The 15,573-nt window shown below is 68.8% G+C and carries 14 protein-coding genes and 4 pseudogenes; 7 read left to right on the forward strand and 11 right to left on the reverse strand.

Annotation, left to right across the window (positions count from 1 at the left end; translation table 11 throughout):
• Positions 1–143: 143 nt before the first annotated feature.
• Positions 144–347: a hypothetical protein gene (locus tag ACW4TU_RS44430; protein ID WP_457423144.1), complete on the forward strand. Its 204-nt coding sequence runs from the start codon at positions 144–146 to the stop codon at positions 345–347.
• 989 nt (positions 348–1,336) lie between these two features.
• Here the strand turns inward: ACW4TU_RS44430 and ACW4TU_RS44435 are convergent.
• The 3 genes from ACW4TU_RS44435 to ACW4TU_RS44445 all read right to left on the reverse strand — a co-directional run bounded on the left by ACW4TU_RS44435 (position 1,337) and on the right by ACW4TU_RS44445 (position 3,994).
• Positions 1,337–1,870 (reverse strand): hypothetical protein, encoded by a 534-nt coding sequence (locus ACW4TU_RS44435; protein ID WP_457423146.1) that lies wholly within the window; start codon positions 1,868–1,870, stop codon positions 1,337–1,339.
• A gap of 354 nt (positions 1,871–2,224) precedes the next feature.
• Positions 2,225–2,782: an RICIN domain-containing protein gene (locus ACW4TU_RS44440; protein ID WP_457423148.1), complete on the reverse strand. Its 558-nt coding sequence runs from the start codon at positions 2,780–2,782 to the stop codon at positions 2,225–2,227.
• A 336-nt stretch (positions 2,783–3,118) separates the two neighbouring features.
• Entirely contained in the window at positions 3,119–3,994 is an 876-nt protein-coding gene (locus ACW4TU_RS44445; RefSeq protein ID WP_457423150.1) for a LysR family transcriptional regulator, read from the reverse strand.
• A 425-nt stretch (positions 3,995–4,419) separates the two neighbouring features.
• Between ACW4TU_RS44445 and ACW4TU_RS44450 the strand changes: the two genes are divergently transcribed.
• Positions 4,420–5,403: an ArsR/SmtB family transcription factor gene (locus ACW4TU_RS44450; protein ID WP_457423152.1), complete on the forward strand. Its 984-nt coding sequence runs from the start codon at positions 4,420–4,422 to the stop codon at positions 5,401–5,403.
• Positions 5,404–5,478: 75 nt separating this feature from the next.
• Positions 5,479–5,697, forward strand: a pseudogene (locus tag ACW4TU_RS44455) (hypothetical protein); the annotation flags it as partial.
• A gap of 100 nt (positions 5,698–5,797) precedes the next feature.
• Here the strand turns inward: ACW4TU_RS44455 and ACW4TU_RS44460 are convergent.
• Positions 5,798–6,343 (reverse strand): annotated as a pseudogene (locus ACW4TU_RS44460) (carboxylesterase family protein); the annotation flags it as partial.
• A gap of 294 nt (positions 6,344–6,637) precedes the next feature.
• On the opposite strand from ACW4TU_RS44460, the gene ACW4TU_RS44465 reads away from it, so the two are divergent.
• Together ACW4TU_RS44465 and ACW4TU_RS44470 are read left to right on the forward strand one after the other, a co-directional pair.
• Positions 6,638–7,243: a dihydrofolate reductase family protein gene (locus ACW4TU_RS44465; protein ID WP_457423154.1), complete on the forward strand. Its 606-nt coding sequence runs from the start codon at positions 6,638–6,640 to the stop codon at positions 7,241–7,243.
• Between the two features lie 522 nt (positions 7,244–7,765).
• Positions 7,766–7,963 (forward strand): annotated as a pseudogene (locus ACW4TU_RS44470) (helix-turn-helix domain-containing protein); the annotation flags it as partial.
• A 130-nt stretch (positions 7,964–8,093) separates the two neighbouring features.
• Here ACW4TU_RS44470 and ACW4TU_RS44475 read toward each other — a convergent pair.
• The 6 genes and pseudogenes from ACW4TU_RS44475 to ACW4TU_RS44500 all read right to left on the reverse strand — a co-directional run bounded on the left by ACW4TU_RS44475 (position 8,094) and on the right by ACW4TU_RS44500 (position 13,911).
• Positions 8,094–8,525: a YybH family protein gene (locus ACW4TU_RS44475; RefSeq protein WP_457423156.1), complete on the reverse strand. Its 432-nt coding sequence runs from the start codon at positions 8,523–8,525 to the stop codon at positions 8,094–8,096.
• Positions 8,526–8,584: 59 nt separating this feature from the next.
• Positions 8,585–9,565, reverse strand: a pseudogene (locus ACW4TU_RS44480) (alcohol dehydrogenase catalytic domain-containing protein).
• Between the two features lie 370 nt (positions 9,566–9,935).
• Positions 9,936–10,844 (reverse strand): SDR family oxidoreductase, encoded by a 909-nt coding sequence (locus tag ACW4TU_RS44485; RefSeq protein ID WP_457423158.1) that lies wholly within the window; start codon positions 10,842–10,844, stop codon positions 9,936–9,938.
• Between the two features lie 525 nt (positions 10,845–11,369).
• Positions 11,370–11,849: a MarR family winged helix-turn-helix transcriptional regulator gene (locus tag ACW4TU_RS44490; protein WP_457423160.1), complete on the reverse strand. Its 480-nt coding sequence runs from the start codon at positions 11,847–11,849 to the stop codon at positions 11,370–11,372.
• Between the two features lie 11 nt (positions 11,850–11,860).
• A complete protein-coding gene (locus tag ACW4TU_RS44495) occupies positions 11,861–12,922 on the reverse strand; it encodes an alkene reductase (protein ID WP_457423162.1) in 1,062 nt (353 codons plus the stop codon).
• Positions 12,923–13,005: 83 nt separating this feature from the next.
• Complete coding sequence (locus tag ACW4TU_RS44500) at positions 13,006–13,911, reverse strand: NADP-dependent oxidoreductase (RefSeq protein WP_457423164.1); 906 nt, start codon at positions 13,909–13,911, stop codon at positions 13,006–13,008.
• Positions 13,912–14,389: 478 nt separating this feature from the next.
• Here ACW4TU_RS44500 and ACW4TU_RS44505 point away from each other — a divergent pair, with 478 nt between their 5' ends.
• Positions 14,390–14,593, forward strand: coding sequence for a hypothetical protein (locus tag ACW4TU_RS44505; protein ID WP_457423166.1), 204 nt, complete (start codon positions 14,390–14,392; stop codon positions 14,591–14,593).
• A gap of 306 nt (positions 14,594–14,899) precedes the next feature.
• Here ACW4TU_RS44505 and ACW4TU_RS44510 read toward each other — a convergent pair whose 3' ends face one another.
• Positions 14,900–15,283, reverse strand: a complete 384-nt coding sequence (locus tag ACW4TU_RS44510; protein ID WP_457430609.1) for a DUF2690 domain-containing protein — start codon at positions 15,281–15,283, stop codon at positions 14,900–14,902.
• Here ACW4TU_RS44510 and ACW4TU_RS44515 point away from each other — a divergent pair.
• Positions 15,186–15,386, forward strand: a complete 201-nt coding sequence (locus ACW4TU_RS44515; protein ID WP_457430744.1) for a hypothetical protein — start codon at positions 15,186–15,188, stop codon at positions 15,384–15,386. The two genes, ACW4TU_RS44510 and ACW4TU_RS44515, sit on opposite strands and share 98 nt — an antisense overlap.
• Positions 15,387–15,573 lie beyond the last annotated feature (187 nt).

The following is a 15,573-nucleotide window of genomic DNA, read 5'->3' on the forward strand; positions in this document are numbered from 1 at the left end:
TTGCCGCAGGACTCCCGGTGTCTTAGGGGGAGGGTTACGAAGCCGATCAGCTGACCTCCCAAGAATTCGAGGAAGTCTGGGATGCTGCCCGACGGGAGATCGCAGCCGCTGACTCCGGGTCGCGGAGGTACCCTGTCGGGCTTATGGAACAGTTGCCCGAGAGCGTCGATCGCGACATCGTGAACCACCGGATCATCTTCGCCATCAAGGCGATCCGTGAGGCACGTGTATGCACGCTCCACGAGGCGCTGGACGTGTTCGCCGAGCGCTACGAAGAGCTCCGTCGGAATCGCCCGGGCGACTTCACGATGTCACGCGAGGACTACGGCCGGGGCTTCTACTCCTGACCCAGTACTGCACCACACGGTTGACCAAGGGCAGAACGCAGGAGGCCCTGACAGCAGGGCGTCAGTTTGGCTACCGAGAGCTACTTGTCACTATGCGCCGGCTTCGGGAGTGCAGAGCCTGGGAGTGGGATCCTCGGGCCTCTCACAGGCTCCGCAGCCTCGAACTGTTCCAAGGCCGACCAGGACCCAGCCTGTATACCGCCATACCTTGTCATCCATTGTTCGATGTGCCGGAAGGTTCGGTCCGGGGTGTTCCTCGTACAGATAGTGACCTGTAGCGGTCCAGTAGCCGACGCGGGATCCGATTCGGCCTCCTACCACCGGAGAATCCCGAGGCCGCGATGACCACAGCACCCGACCCCGCCGTCCCCGTCGGCCTGGACGGACGGCGCTGCGACAGCGAGTCCAGCAACGAGCCCTGGAGCGAGCCACCGAGAGGCGACCGCCCTCCGCCCGGCACCGTGTTCGGCGGGCCGTGGTCGAGCCGGCCCAGAACCAGGACGGCTGCCGCAGCGGGAGAGGAAGACGATCCTGCCCGCGATGTCGCGTGAGCCATCCGCAGGTGGGCGACGACCGCGGCGTGAAGTGCAGCACCAGGCCGGAGGCGGCGAGGGTTCCCAGGAGCGGCACGGCGAGCCCGGCCGACAGCCGCACCGTGCCCGTTGCGGTGGACGAGCGCGGGAAGCTCCTGGCGGGCACGGGTGATCTTGGTCGAGAACCCGTTTGCCAGGAGCTTCGTCGTCGTGCAGGCGCGTCCAACGTGCGGTCAGCATCGGGACGTTGGAAAGCGTTCAGCACCTTGGAGTACCGGAAGTCCATGGCGAAGGAGACCGCGATGGCCCAGGCTCGCCGGCCATGATGTCGGAGCTGGTGCTCCGTCAGTGAAAGCCGGCGAGGGGCGGGATTTCGTCGAGAAGAGCGATACCGGTGCGGCGCTGTCCCTCCGGCGGGGGAAGTCGTTGGTTGCCGCCCCTGCCGGAGGTAGGGGGTCAGCAGCGCGTGCTGGAGTAACCTCCCACCGGTGCGGGGTCGCCGGCGGCCCGTACGGTGCCCGACCCGGCCGTGCATTCGTTCACGGTGCTGGTGCCGCTGGACCAGAACTCCTGGGCAGTGGTGTTGGTCCAGGAGCGCTTGCCCAGGACCTCGTCCCGAGAGGCGCTGTAGACGGCGGAGGTCACGTCGTAGTCTCCGACGGCGTCGCGGAAGCTCTGCCAGATCCAGACGTAGCCGTAGTTCTGGCCGCAGGACGGCGAGTAGAACTGCTTGACGGAGGCGACGGTCTTGCCGGCGCGCGTGATGTACCCGGTGGAGCCGATCTGGTAGGCGTCCTCGCATACCGCGGCCGCCCGGGCCCGCAGGCTCGCCGGGTTGCCGTCGGCAGACGGCACGGTGGAGGCAGCCGCAGTGGAGGTGGTGCGTGCGGTGGGTGCGGGCGCCGGGCCGGTCCCGGCGGTGGCGACCCCGACCGGGATGAGGGCGAAGGCGCAGGCCAGTGCCGTGGTGGCGATCTTGAGATGACGCATGTGGTGTTTCCCCCTGCTAGTCGTGATTGAGCTATATGTCATGACATGTACGGAGACATGTTCCGAAGCGGGAGCGCCCAAAGCGCATGCGTGGTCAGCGCAGGTTCCCCGTAGCGTGAAGGCGGCCACCTCCGGATTGTCCGGAACGCCTGCTGGCGGCCACTGTGGTCGTCCCAGTTCCAGACGTGTATGTACCCCTGATATGTGCTCCTGAGGGGCAATTGGCCATGGTTGACGATGCGTTGGAGGCTGGGAGGATCACGCCGACCGTGGCGAGGGCGACGATTGTGGTGATCACGCAAGCTCTTACGAGGACACCGGCCGTATGTGGTCGGGGTCCTCTGCTGTGCATGATCAAGTACTCCGCGCCGACGGCTGCTGAGGCTGGAAGTTCTTACCCCACAGCTGTACCGGCGCGCCGTCGCCGGGCACGTTGGTGTTCCGGTCCAGGACCGTATTGCCGCCGTTGTAGAAGGCGCCGTTGTAGATGGCCAGATCCCCTGAGGGGTGGAACCAGCTCTGCTGGGCCGTGTTGTTGAACCCCCAGACCTGGGCTTTCGTGCTGTTGCCGCCGCCGTTGGTGTCCGCGTCGAGGCGCTGGCCGCCGGAACCGTAGCGGCTTTGGATCTTGACCACGTATCCGACCCGCTGACCGGTTCTCACCGCGCCTTCCACCTGCGCAGAATCCGCGGGCAAGTGGAAGTCCCGGTCCAGGCCGCGAATAATTTCCGGAGACTGGTCCTGGGCCGTGGCGACACCTATCCCAGAGGCCGGCATGGTCATCAGCGCACAGCTGACGACGGCCTTCCTGTGAAACATGACTACCCCCCTGTCAGTCATCGGCGTGCAGCCCGTCCTGTCTCGCCCGTTCTTCTTCTGACGTCGCGCAAGGTCCATGCCACCTGCAGGCATGGGTCTTCTCTCCGTGCCCTTCCGGAGTCGTGCCACCGCGACGCGGTCCGTCCCGGCGGTCGATCCCATGCGCATCAACGTAGGCTCCGCACAGAGGAGAGCGCCAAGATTTCGAGCACCGTCGAAACGTGCTGGAGGAGGCAGCCGACCGGAGTACGGTTGACCGTGATCGCGTGCCCTCGCCGCGGCAGAGCTCGGCCTGGCCACCGCTTTCTCGTAGCCTGAACCTCGTGTGTGAACCTCGTGTGCGAGAACGCCGCAAGAAGCCGACCCGCCGGGATCAGTAGGCGTTGCCGCAGCGACCGACCTCATCAGCCCTTGCCCACGTGCTCCGGGTCACTCAGGTTGTCGCGCCGAACGAGCCGCCGCCCGCAGGGCACGCACGGCGGGCAGGTCACGGTTCGCCGGGAGCCAGGCGAGTAGGGAGACGGACTCACCGAGCTCAGGGACGTCCACGTAGACGAGCCCCGGGCGTGGGTAGAGGCGGCGTGCCGAAGCCGGAAGGAAGGTGATGGCCCGCTTCTGCAGCACCGCCAGGACCATGGTTTCGGTGTCCCGGACCACGGGTCCGAAGCGCACCGCGGTTCCGTCGGGCCGAGGATTGACGGTGAGGTGATCCCACCAATTCCGGGGCACTTCTCGTGGCATGTCGACGACCAGGCGGTCCGCGAGCTGAGCCAGCGTCAGCGTCTTCTCACCGGCCAAGGGGTCATCGGCCACCAGGCACACCACGCGCGATTCCGTGGCCAGTTGAAAGCACTGGAACCCTGAGGGCATCGGACCACGCAGGAAGGCCGCGTCGACCTCTCTGTCGGCGAGAGAGTCGAACTGCTGGATGAAGCCGAGGTTGCGCACCTCGATCTCAAGGTGGGGGTGGTGGACACGCAGGTGATCGAGCACCCTGCTGGCGTGCGGCAGGGAGGCCTCGGCACCGAGCGACCCGATCCGTAGTCGTCCGGTCATCACCCCGGCGTGTGAGTCGGCCACCTGCAGCAACCGATCCAGCCCTTCGACGACCGCCCGGGACTCCTCGGCAACCGCACGTCCCGCGGGTGTCAGCCGTACGCCTCCTGCCCCGCGCTCGACCAACGTGACGCCCACGCGTTCTTCCAGTACGCGGATCTGCTGACTGAGCGCGGGCTGGGAGATGAACATACGGGCGGCCGCCCGCCCGAAGTGCAGTTCCTCTGCCACGGCCAGCAGCAGGCGCAATTGGTGAACGCTCGGCTCGCGCAGGCTACGCCGACGCCTGTACCCGGCAACCATAGAGACCAGGTTATCGAACCATCGACTTCTCCTCCGCGATGGCTCTCTGGCATGGCCACCCTGTTCCGGGACAGCATGGCGGGGCGAGACCAGCACTCCTTCGCAGTCCGACCTACTGCGAAAGAAACAGGGGGAAGTTCCATGCGCTGCACCCCACACGTCCGTTGTGGTGGAGAAGCTCGCAATAGAAGCGGCACGGGCCTGCGCCCCGAGTACCCCTCCAGCCGTCCCCCCCCCCAACGGCCCGCCCTGCGCACATCGCCGTGCGTGCCCAGGAGCTGACGGTCACGCCATCGGCACAGACCACGCGCTCGACACCATCGTCGAGCCGAAGGTGGACCACCGCGTCGCCCATCGCGAAGGAGGCACCCTTGCTCCGCTTGCACTTCACCGCCGACGACCTCAAGAAGATCCGGCTCCTGCAAAACCCTGACCCCACGTGGGAAATCATCTGCAGTATGTGCCGATTAAAGACCGACGAGGGGCAGACGGCGTTCGGCTCATGGCGCGCCTCGACACGCAACAGGCTGCTCCATGACGAGAGACTGCGCGCCGCCCTGTCTCCCCTGCGCGGGCTGGTACCCAGCGCCGGCTACATCCCTGACTTCCTGACTCCCGCAGCCACCGCCACCGACGGACTGCCGGCAGCGCTGGACACGATTCGCAGCACTTCACGCCGCGACGTCATACGCCAGCTGACCAGGCTGGATGGGGCTCAGCGCAGAATCGGCAGACCGAGCATGGCACCCCGCCCGGACGACACCAACCTCTCTGCGATCGCCGGGGCCCTGGAAACGTACTTCGAGACGACGCTACGGCCGCATTGGCCGCGCATGCGAGCCCTGGTGGGAGCGGATGTCGACGCACGCACCAGAGCTTTGCTCGACGGCGGCGTCCAGAAACTCCTCGACGGTCTGGCTCCGCTCGCCCGGTGGCGGGACCCGGTCCTCGAAGTGGACTACCCGGTCGACCGTGACGTGTTCCTGAACGGCCGCGGCCTTCTCCTCGTCCCGTCCTTCTTCTGCTGGCGGCGTCCTACCGCCCCGGCCGACCCGGCACTCCCGCCCGTCCTCGTCTATCCGGTGGCCAAGCAGCCCTGGGACCTTGCCCAGACATGGGGAACGGGAGCCGCCCGCCTGCTCGGACGCACCCGTGCCGCCATCCTGTCCGCCGTCGCCCGCCGGGACGGCCGCACATCCTCGGACGTCGCTCACGCCGTGGGTGTCGCGCCGTCCAGCACCTCGTATCAAATCGCGGTCCTGCGCGAGAGCGGTCTGGTCAGCAGCCACCGCACGGGGAAATACGTCGTCCACACCGCTACGCCGCTCGGCCTACGGATCCTCGACGCGGGCTGACCGGAAGGGCATGGCGCTGCGGCGGCCACAGTGTCCGCCGCAGCGAATTTGCCGCACCTTTCTGGCCTGGACCTACGCATCCTGCGAGTCCTTGCCGACCGCCACCGACCTGGTCAAGGTCCATTCTCCTGCCAGGAGATGGCCGTCTGCTTCGGCCTGGAGGTGGTGTCGGCAAAGGCGGAAGCGTTGCGGTCGAAGGCGAAGCGGATGGTGGCCCGGGGGTGGCTGGTCGAGCCGGTGCCGGGTAGGTTCTCGCTCTCGCAGACCGTGGCCGGGCAAGGCGGCGGGTCATGAACAGGGTCATCGACCCGTAGATCATCGCCTCGGCGCTGCCGGTGCGGCGCTCGAAGTCGCGCACCAGGCGGCGACTTTGCATCAGGTGGGCGAGGAACCGTTCCGCCTCGTCGTGGTTGTTGCCGATGAGCACGGGGACGTGGTGGAAGCGGCCGGCGGCGATGGCCGCTGCCGGGTCGCGGGGCAGCAACGGCGTGGTGTAAGCGGGCTGTTGATCGGTGTCCTGAAACGCGAGCAGACGCGAGACGTCCACACGCCGTAGGCAGGCCATCACGTCGGGGGCAGAGCCGCAGCCGACCTTCGCCGCGAGTTCCGCGCCCGCCGCGCGCGCCTCGGACAAGGGGACGGAGGACGGGGCGAACGGCCGGTCGGGACGGCCTGTGCACGGGCCGCTCTCGATGACGGCCCGGTCGAAGAGCCTCGCGGCGGCGGGCGAGGCGAGCAGGGCGCAGACGCTGTAGCCGCCCGCCGACTCGCCGGCCAGGGTCACGTTGTGCGCGTCGCCGCCGAAGGCGCCGATCTCGGCGCGGACCCAGCGCAGCGCGGCCTGCTGGTCGGCCAGGCCGAAGGTGCCGGAGCCGGGCAGAGCGCTGTGCGCGAGGAAACCGAGGGCCCCGAGGCGGTAGTTGACAACGGCGCTCCACACGGAGGGCCAAGCGCGTTCAGCCGTGGACGAGGGACAGCATCAAACACCTTCCACAATTTTGACTTCGCCGCCCACCCGGTGCGCAGGGCAGGGCTCTCGACGGCCCCAGCAGCGGTCAGCATCGGTTCGGGCAAGGACCACGTCATGCCGTGATGCCTTCCACGCCGACCACGGGCAGCCCGTCGAGCAGGGAGCAGTCGCTGGCAGCCAGTCACCGCAGCCCGGGGCCGCGGAAGGTCCGCCGATGAGTTTCCGGCGGTTGTGCGGTCTACCTGTCGACGAAGGGAGCGCACCATGCGCGAGATCATCGTTTGCACATTTCTGACGCTGGACGGCGTCATGCAGGCGCCGGGCGGCCCGGACGAGGACGCTGAGAGCGGCTTCGAGCACGGTGGCTGGCAGAAACCGGTGACCGACGACGAGGTCGGCACGGCCATCGCCGGTTGGTACGAGCACTCCGACGCGATGCTGCTCGGCCGCAAGACGTACGAGATCTTCGCGGCGTACTGGCCGACTGCGGATCCCGACAATCCGTTCACCAATCGGATGAACAGCATGCACAAGTACGTGGCGTCTCGGACCCTGACGTCCGTCGAGTGGCAGAACTCCACGCTGCTGGAGGGCGACATCGTCGCTGCCGTCCGCAAGCTTAAGGCGTCCGACGGCGGCAAGATCAACGTCGTCGGCAGCGGCGACCTCGCCCAGACCCTCATGGGGCACGGCCTCGTCGACGAGTACCGGCTGACCATCCATCCAGTGATCATCGGCACCGGCAAGCGGCTGTTCGCCGACGGAGCGATCCCCACCACGCTGGAGCCGGTCAGCGTCTCGACGACGAAGGGCGGCACCATCGTCGGTGTCTACCGGCCGAATGGTAGGCCCAGTTACGACAGCTACTAGTCGAGATGCCGAGGGCCGTGTCCGGTCGGCAGTGGACGCCGGCGGGCACATGCTGCCGCAATCCCTCCGCCTGCTGCCGTGTGACCGGGCGGCACCGGCCGCTCCTGGCCGCTGCCCAGCCGTGCACCGGTGAGCCCGTGCCGGATCAGCGACTCGGGAGGGGGCGGCCGCATCTCCTTACCCCATCGCCGTTCTGCCTCGCGCCGCTCTTCCGCCGCGACCCAGCCGTCGATGTGAGCGAGGGCCATCGCCTGCTGGACCACCACCCGCCTGGCGAAGCGAGGCAGCTGGAGCCGCGACGGCTGGGAGTGTCACACGCTCGTTTGACACTCCCGGGCCAGGGCGACGTCTACGGGCCACTCCACACCATCAGCCTGCGGCCGCCGTACATCGGGTGCCTGTCGGCATCCCTCGTTTCGAATGCGTGTTCGATATAGTCGGAATGGGTGCGGGATGGCGGGGCAGCGGACAGGGACGGGCGGGTGGCGTCGGTGATGCACGTGAGGTGTCCGGTGAGGCTGCAAGGGGGTGCGTGAGGTCATCGACGGGCGGCGGCTCCTCGAAGCCCGGCGCCTGCTGGGAGGTGCCGGTTGGGACGCCCGGGCTGCGGCCGTCCATCTCGGGTTCATCGATCCCGCGAACTTCGGCCGTTTCCTCCGTGGCCACACCGGTCTCACCCCGGCCGCCTTCGTGGCCCGCGAAGCCAGGACCGGCATGTGAGGCGGGTGCGGCACAAGCACGCATCCCCACGGCTGCCATGGCCTTGATCGCGTCCGGAGCGGGGGCCGGGGCCGGCCGCCTCCTTCGATCGCTTGCTCACTGGCCGGGGCGCGTCACCTTGGATCCCCGGTCAGGACGCGATCGCGCCTGTCGCGGTCTGGGCGAACGCCCAGTTGGAGTGCACGATGCGCCACTCGCCGTCGATCAGCCGGTATGCCTCGGTGGCGTTCCAGGCGCGCAGCTGCCGCTCGTTGCCGTTGTCGTCGAGCACGTAGGTGTTCAGGTTGTAGGCCAGCACGGCGAAGTCACCGCCGTCGCTGACGTGCACGACGGGGTTGAGGTACTCGTTGCGCACGATGTACGGGTTGGAGTAGATCGCCTCGATGTGGGCGACGGTCGCGTCACGGCCGACGACCAGGTCCTTGTCGATCGGGTCGAAATAGCTGATCTCCTCGGCGTAGTTGTCGAGGTAGCCGCGGTTGTCGCCGACGCTCCACCGCTCGTTGAAGGACTTCTCCAGTTCCAGGATGGTCTTGCTGATTTCTTCCTTGCTGACGCCCATGACAGTTCCTTTCGTGCATGCCGCCGGTCGGCTTCGACCGGCGCGGATGGGTGTGTTTCTCAGTCGTCGAGCAGCACCACGTGCTTGCCCGGCGTGGTGCCGGACTCGACGTCGGCCTGGGCGTCACGGACCTGCTCCAGGCCGTGGTGGACCTTCGCGACCGGGACTTCGAGGCGCCCTGCGGCGATGGCCTGGAGCCGGCGGGCGAAGACGTCGGCAGGGAGGTCGGCGGCCTGACCGCCGTAGGACGTCAGCCGCACCCCGCTGGGGATCATGAACGGGGTGAAGTCGGGGATCGTCCACTGGTCCGCCAGGGCTCCGGTGAAGCAGACGGTGTCGTGGCGGCGGACGGTGCGGAGGGTGCCGGCGAGGACCGAGCAGCCCACCAGTTCCAGTACGGCGTCGACGCCGTCCGGCATCAACTCGCGCACCTGATCGGCGATGGTGCCGTTGTCGACCAGAGGGTGGTCGACGCCCACGGCCCGCAGTGCCCCGGCCCTCTCCGGGCTGCGGGTGGTGGACAGCACGGTGGCTCCGAGGTCCTTCGCGATCGTGGCCGCGCTCAGCCCGACCGTGGAGGCGCCGCCGCGGATCAGCAGCGTCTGCCCGCCTGCAGACCGAGGCCCGTGGCGAGGGAGCCGTAGGCGGCCTGGACCATCTCCGGCAGTGCGTCGGCCACTTCCCACGGGTGGTCGGTCTCGAACGGGATGACCTGCCCCGCGGGGACGGTCACGTGGTGCGCGTACGAGCCGTCGAAGGACCGGTCCATGCCGCCCATCATGGTCGTCACCTGCTGCCCCGGGCGCAGCCCGCTGTCCTCGTCGGCCTGGTCGACCACACCGACATCCCTCGATGCCGGAGATCCGCGGGTAGGTGACCTCCGGGCCTGACTCGCCCTTCCGGCTGGTGACCTCGGACTCGTTGACGCCGAATGCCTTCACCTTGATGCGCACCCATCCGGGCTGCGGCTCGGGCATCGGTACCGTGGTGACCCGAAGGGCATCCAGGCCGCCGGGCTGAGTGACGACGACCGCTCGCATCGTCGTAGAGGCGGCGCCTGCGGACGCTGCACGCTTGTCCATGCCAGTTCCTTACGTATCGAGTACGACCCGCAGGGTCGCCACGCTGCGGCCCGCAGCGAGGTGGTCGCCGCAGCACCTCTCGATCTTCTGTCGACATCCGCCGAATCTCTCAGGCAGTTGCGGACATCTGGTTGTCAATGGGGGACACCCGGTGAAGCCCGCGATCGCAGGCTTCACGGGCCCTCATCCCGGTTGGGAAAGCCGTGAGCGCCCGCCCCGCCACCCGTTCGGCTCGGCCGGGCCCGTGGTGGGGTGGTTCGGCCAGGAGGGACGGGACCGAGGCGTCCTGGTCAGGCCGACGGGCGGCGAGGGAGGGGACGCGGGCCTGTCACCGGTGCTGTGCGGTGCGCAGCTCGTCGGTGTACCGGGCGATGGCGTCCTCGGCCGTGGGGACGGGGCCGAACAGCTGCTCCTGGCGGCGGGGGTCGGCGACATAGCGTCCGGTCTCGAACCAGCGGAACATCGCGGCCAGGTCCTTGATCAGGGGCATGAGGCGGCCGGCGACGGCGCCTGCGGCGCGGGCGACGGTGGACGGGACCGCCCACACCTTGATCTTCTTTCCGGCCCGGCTGCCCATCACGTCGGCCACCTCCCGCATGCTGACCGGACGGTCCCAGCCGATGTCGATCCGCTCACCGGCCTCGGCCTCGGCGTCGACCACGGCTGCCAGGTAGGCCGCGAGATCGGAGGTGTGGACGAAGGTCAGCGGGACGGTGGCCTTGCCGATCCACAGCATGCGGCCCTTGTCGACCGGGTCGCCCGCCATTCTCGCGACCTGGTCGAGGAACGCCCCCGGGCGCAGGGCGACGAAGGGGACGCCGAGTTGTTCGAGCTTGTCCTCGGCGAGCTTCTTGTGCCAGAAGTGCGGGACGTGGGGCGTCTGGTCGCTGGTGAGGATGCTGGTCAGGACGAACCGCCGGATGCCGGTGCGGTGGGCGGCCTCGGCGAGGTTGGCGTTGCCGACTGTGTCGATGTCCTGCGCGTTCTTGCCGCCGCGGGTGTAGCCGGCGGCGGTGGTGATGACGGCGTCGGTGCCGTTCATGGCGGCCACGAGTGAGTCGAGGTCGAGCATGTCGCCGCGCGCGATCTCGACACCCCGGCTTTCGAGCCTGCTGGCGTCGGTGGTCGGCCGGACCAGGGCGCGGACGTTCTTGCCGCGCTTGAGCAGTTCGTCGACGACCTTGCCGCCCAGGGAGCCGGTCGCGCCGACGACGAGGACGGGGAGGGTGGTGGTCATGGGGGTCTCACTTCCATCAGGTCAGGAGTGGGGGGATTGGGTGGCGCAGACGTGGGCGCCGTCGGCCCGGGTCGCTCAAGGGGCGGGCCTGTGATGGGCGGATCTGCGGCGCGGGTCACCGCCGGTCCGCAGGAGCTTGCGGGGGTCGACGGTGAACGGGTCGCGGGTGATGCGGCCGTCCGCGATGTGCGGCCTGGCTGGCGAAGGGGAAGGGCTCGACATCCCCGTGGGAGGCGTGTTGCCCTTTCCCCCGGACGAGTTCCGCCCGCCCGCACCGGGACAGCTCGAGCTCGCCCCTGTCGCTGAGGCCCCGCTCAGCCCGTTCTCCCTGACGTACCGGGGTGAGCGGGGATCGCGCCACATCCGCCGGCTCGGCTCACCGGGCTCTTTCCGACAGCCGAGGAGCCTGGCTCCGTACAGCACGGGCGTTCGTGCAGCTGAGTGCGCTGCAGGACTGTCCACTTCGCAGGAACGCCGGAAGCGATGCGCACTCCAGGCCGGAACCGGGGTGCAAGCCGAGGGGAGCTACTCGGACTCTTCCCGTGGCAGCGCGCGGCTGTTGATCGCGTCGGCGATGGTGTAGGCGATACGGACGAAGGACTCCGCCTGCTGCGCCGACAGGTTCAGCGCGGAGGTCTCCTCCAGGGCCCGCCACATGGCTGCCAGGGGCTCGCGCATGGCACGGCCCTTGTCGGTGAGGTGGACGACCATGACGCGCCGGTCGTGTTCGGCCGGCTCGCGGACGAGCAGGCCGGCGTCCTGCATGCGGCGTAGGGACTTGGAGACGGTGGAGTGGTCCAGGCCGACGCTTTCGAGCAGCTCGGACTGGGTCTGGCCGTCCCTGTCAAGGAGGTGCATCAGCAGCAGTTCCTGTCCGAGATGCAGGTCCATCTCGCGGAGCATGGCGGCGGCGTAGGCGCGGTGGGCGCGGGCGAGTTGGAAGATCGCGTAGCTCATCGGTCCTGCGCCGGCCGTCGTGGGGATGCGGGGTTCGGGGGTGGACATGGTTCGGTTCCTCAGACGGTGTGGGTGGGGTAGTCGGTGTAGCCGGCCACTCCGCCGCCGTAGAAGGTCGCCGGGTCGGGGGTGTTCAGCGGCGCGTCAGAGCGTAGCCGCTCGACCAGGTCGGGGTTGGCCAGAGCGAGGGCGCCGACGGAGACGAGGTCGGCCGTGCCGTCGTTGATGTCCTTGGCGCGGGTGGGCAGGTCGCTGCCGGCCCGGTTGAGGATCAAGGTGGTCGGCCACAGTGCGCGCAGGGTGCCCAGCAACTCCTCGTCGCCGGCGTGCATCACATGGAGGTAGGCGAGGCCGAGCGGGTCGAGGGCACGCAGGAGCGCCGGATACAGCTCGGCGGTGTCGGACTCGGCGATGTCGTTGTACGGGTTGCCGGGGGAGATGCGCAGGCCGGTGCGGTCGGCGCCGATCTCGTCGGCCACTGCGGCGGCGACCTCGACGGCGAAGCGGATGCGGTTGTCGAGGGAACCGCCGTAGCGGTCGGTGCGCTGGTTGGTGTTGTCGGACAGGAACTGGTGCACCAGGTAGCCGTTGGCGCCGTGGATCTCCACGCCGTCGGCACCTGCCGCGACGGCAGCCGCTGCGGCGCCGCGGAAGTCGTCGACGGTCGCCGCGACCTCCTGCGTCGACAGAGCACGGGGTGTCGGCATCTCCTGGGGCCCGGACGCGGTGAACATCGCGCCCTGCGGGCGGATTGCCGAAGGGGCGACCGGCCGGCGCCCGTGGGGGGTGTTGTCGGGGTGGGAGATGCGTCCGGTGTGCATCAGCTGGATGACGATCCGGCCGTCGGCCGCGTGCACGGCGTCGGTGACCTTGCGCCACCCGGTGATCTGCTCGTCATTGTGGATGCCGGGGGTCAGGAGGTAGCCCTGGCCGTCGGCGGAGGGCTGGGTTCCCTCGGTGATGACGAGCGCGTGCGAGGCCCGCTGGGCGTAGTACTCGGCGTTCAGCTCGGTCGGTACGCCTTCGGGTGTGGAGCGGTCACGGGTCATGGGGGCCATGACCAGGCGGTGCGGGAGGGAGATGCCGCCAAGAGTGGTCGGCGTCCACAGGGCGTTCAGCATGAGGGGGTCCTTCGACAAGGGGGTGACCGGCCGGTCACCGCAAAGGCAGCGGGTGGTCGTGGGGAGGCGGTGGGCGGGCGTGCTCAGTCGACGGTCAGGACGAGCTTGCCCCGCACGTGCCCGGCGTCGCTGGCCTGCTGGGCCGTGGCGGCCTGATCGAGCGGGTAGGCGGTGACGGTGGTGACGAGCTTTCCGGCCGCGACGTCCTGGGCCAGGGCGGCCAAGCGGGTGGTCGAGCGTTCCCGGGACCCCTGGGAGAAGGTGACGCCCAGCTGTTGTGCACCGAAGTCGGCGATGGTGACGATGCGCTCGGTGCCGCCCCGCAGGGTGATGGAGTCCTCCAGGGCTCCCTTCCCGGCCAGGTCGAACACCGCGTCCACACCGTCGGGGGCCAACGCCTGTACCCGCTCGACCAGGCCCTCGCCGTACACGGTCGCGGTGGCGCCGAGGGAGGTGAGGTATTCCTGGTTGGAGGGGCCCGCGGTGGCGATCACGCGTGCTCCGCGGGCCGTGGCGAGCTGGACCGCCAGCGTGCCGACCGCTCCCGACGCGCCGTGCATCAGCACGGTCTCCCCGGCGGCGACCCCCAGCTGGTTCAGGACCCGCTCGGCCGTCTCGCTGGCCACCGGCAGCGCGACCGCGTGCTGCCAGTCGAGGCCGGCGGGCTTGGGGGCCACGGTGGTGGCCAGCGCGTACTGGGCGTACGAGCCGGTGTCCGACCAGCCGAGCACCTCATCGCCGACCTGCACGTCGCTCACGCCCTCACCCAGTGCATCGACCACGCCGGCGAGCTCGCCACCGGGGACGGCGGGGAAGGTCGTCGGGCGGACGGCCTCCAGCATCCCGGCGCGGATCTTGCCGTCCAGTGCGTTCAGCCCGGCGGTCTTCACGCGGACCCGGACCTGGCCGTAGCCGGGCTGTGGGACGTCGATGTCCGCCTCGTGCAGCACGTCCGGGCCGCCGAACTGGTCGAAAACGATTGCTTTCATGATGACTCCATTCCCTTCGGCCACCAAAAGTGTGGCTGGCCACATAATCAAGGTAGCAGTAATCATGTGGCTAGCCAAGTAATGTCGGACGTAGGGGTGAAGGCAACCGCCTCGGCTCGCTTCGGGGTGTGCCGATCACTGGCGTGGCCGACTACGTACACGTACGCGGCGACCGCCAGGGTGTGCCCGTAGCGCAGATCGCCCAGAATCGTGTCATCACCTTCGGCAAGAACAAGAGTCAGAGCCCCTCGGTCGCCGCTCGGCTCACTCGCCGAGGCCGCGGGCACGCGAGTGGAGCGTGCCTGTCCGTGCCACAGACAGCCTGATCCGCCACCCAAGTACCGGCAGCGCAGGACCGTCGGGCCGTGCGCGACTACCGCAACGTCCCGAGTCGGATTGCCCAAGTACCTCACATTCCTGCAGCTCGTGCTGCTCAGGAAGTGATCGGGCCGGGCTGTCTGAGGACACGGTGGCGTTCGTGGCCGTGACCGAACAGCCGTTGTCCGGGACGCTGACGGTGTCCTGGACAGCCACGGCTACGAACATGGACGGAACCGCTCAAGGAACCCTGTCCCTGCCGATTGCCCCGGAGTGGTCGTTGTTCGCTCTCATCGCGGACGTGGACGGCACCGAGTACCAGTACCAGTACCAGAACGAGGACGAGGACGAGGACGAGGACTGAACTCTGCCTCGAACCGGAGGTACGGACGATGGCCGCCTGCTGGCGTACTCCCGCACTGCCAGCAGGCGGCCCGGGCGGCGCAGTTGCTGCGCCACAGTCGCGCCGCCGCGAATGCGCGGGCCCGGCCGCGCTGAGCGACCGGGCCCTGAAGTGGACTTGGGTGTCCTCGATTTTCTGCTGAGCGTCTGCCGAACCGTATAGCTGTCATCCCCCACCCGGGCGGCGCCCGCTCACGCCGCGGCGGCCTTCTTCGCCGTCTCCTTCACCAGCGAGGCCGGCGCGGCCCCGGTCGCGCCAGCCTCCCTGTCAGCAGATCCGGTGGCTGCCGGACTGCGCCCACTCGAACCCGTTCGGGTCCAGGAGGGTGACGGAGAAGTTCACGCACGTGGAGCCGGGTGCGTACACCTGCATGCTGTAGCTGGATCCGTACCCGAAGTCGACCTCGTCCGGAAGCGCGGGTTGGCCGTCCGCCGAGATCCGTTTGACGGCCGCGCCGCCCAGCGGATTGCTGGCCACCCGGATCCAGTTGGTCTGGCAGGAGTAGGAGTAGTACAGCACCACCGTGGTGGTGGCCCCATTCATTGTGGTGATCGTGCGCGACGCGATCGCCGACGCGTTCGCGTTGCATCCGGTCGCGGCCGGGTCGGTGCCGTGGTGCTGGGGACCGGCGTTCGCCGACCCCGCTGACATGGTGGCGGTCAGCGCGAGCGCCCCCATCACCGCCGCGGCGCCTCGTGCGACGCGAGCCTTCGCCGTCCTCCGTTTCACGAGGAAAGTGGGGGCGCTGTTCTGATGCTGCCGGGCCTTGTTCATACGGTCTCTCCTGCTTCGCCGTTGGTGACGTCGGTGAGCGGGACCGTGGCCGTGTGCGCCGCCGTCCGGCCCCACCGCTCACTGTGTCGCGCGGCCCGCGCGGTGCCGATCGCCCGCCAGAGCAGGCGAGGCGCTGTTCTCTCTCACCCGAGAGGTGAGAGACCGCC

The sequence above is a fragment of the Streptomyces kryoterrae genome (assembly GCF_054072135.1).

Excerpts from the sequence above, each read along its gene's own strand:
- ACW4TU_RS44430 (WP_457423144.1), top strand. The coding sequence starts at position 144 with ATGGAACAGTTGCCCGAGAGCGTCGATCGCGACATCGTGAACCACCGG.
- ACW4TU_RS44435 (WP_457423146.1), bottom strand. The coding sequence starts at position 1,870 with ATGCGTCATCTCAAGATCGCCACCACGGCACTGGCCTGCGCCTTCGCC.
- ACW4TU_RS44440 (WP_457423148.1), bottom strand. The coding sequence starts at position 2,782 with ATGCCTGCAGGTGGCATGGACCTTGCGCGACGTCAGAAGAAGAACGGG.
- ACW4TU_RS44465 (WP_457423154.1), top strand. The coding sequence starts at position 6,638 with ATGCGCGAGATCATCGTTTGCACATTTCTGACGCTGGACGGCGTCATG.
- ACW4TU_RS44475 (WP_457423156.1), bottom strand. The coding sequence starts at position 8,525 with ATGGGCGTCAGCAAGGAAGAAATCAGCAAGACCATCCTGGAACTGGAG.
- ACW4TU_RS44485 (WP_457423158.1), bottom strand. The coding sequence starts at position 10,844 with ATGACCACCACCCTCCCCGTCCTCGTCGTCGGCGCGACCGGCTCCCTG.
- ACW4TU_RS44490 (WP_457423160.1), bottom strand. The coding sequence starts at position 11,849 with ATGTCCACCCCCGAACCCCGCATCCCCACGACGGCCGGCGCAGGACCG.
- ACW4TU_RS44495 (WP_457423162.1), bottom strand. The coding sequence starts at position 12,922 with ATGCTGAACGCCCTGTGGACGCCGACCACTCTTGGCGGCATCTCCCTC.
- ACW4TU_RS44500 (WP_457423164.1), bottom strand. The coding sequence starts at position 13,911 with ATGAAAGCAATCGTTTTCGACCAGTTCGGCGGCCCGGACGTGCTGCAC.
- ACW4TU_RS44510 (WP_457430609.1), bottom strand. The coding sequence starts at position 15,283 with ATGTCAGCGGGGTCGGCGAACGCCGGTCCCCAGCACCACGGCACCGAC.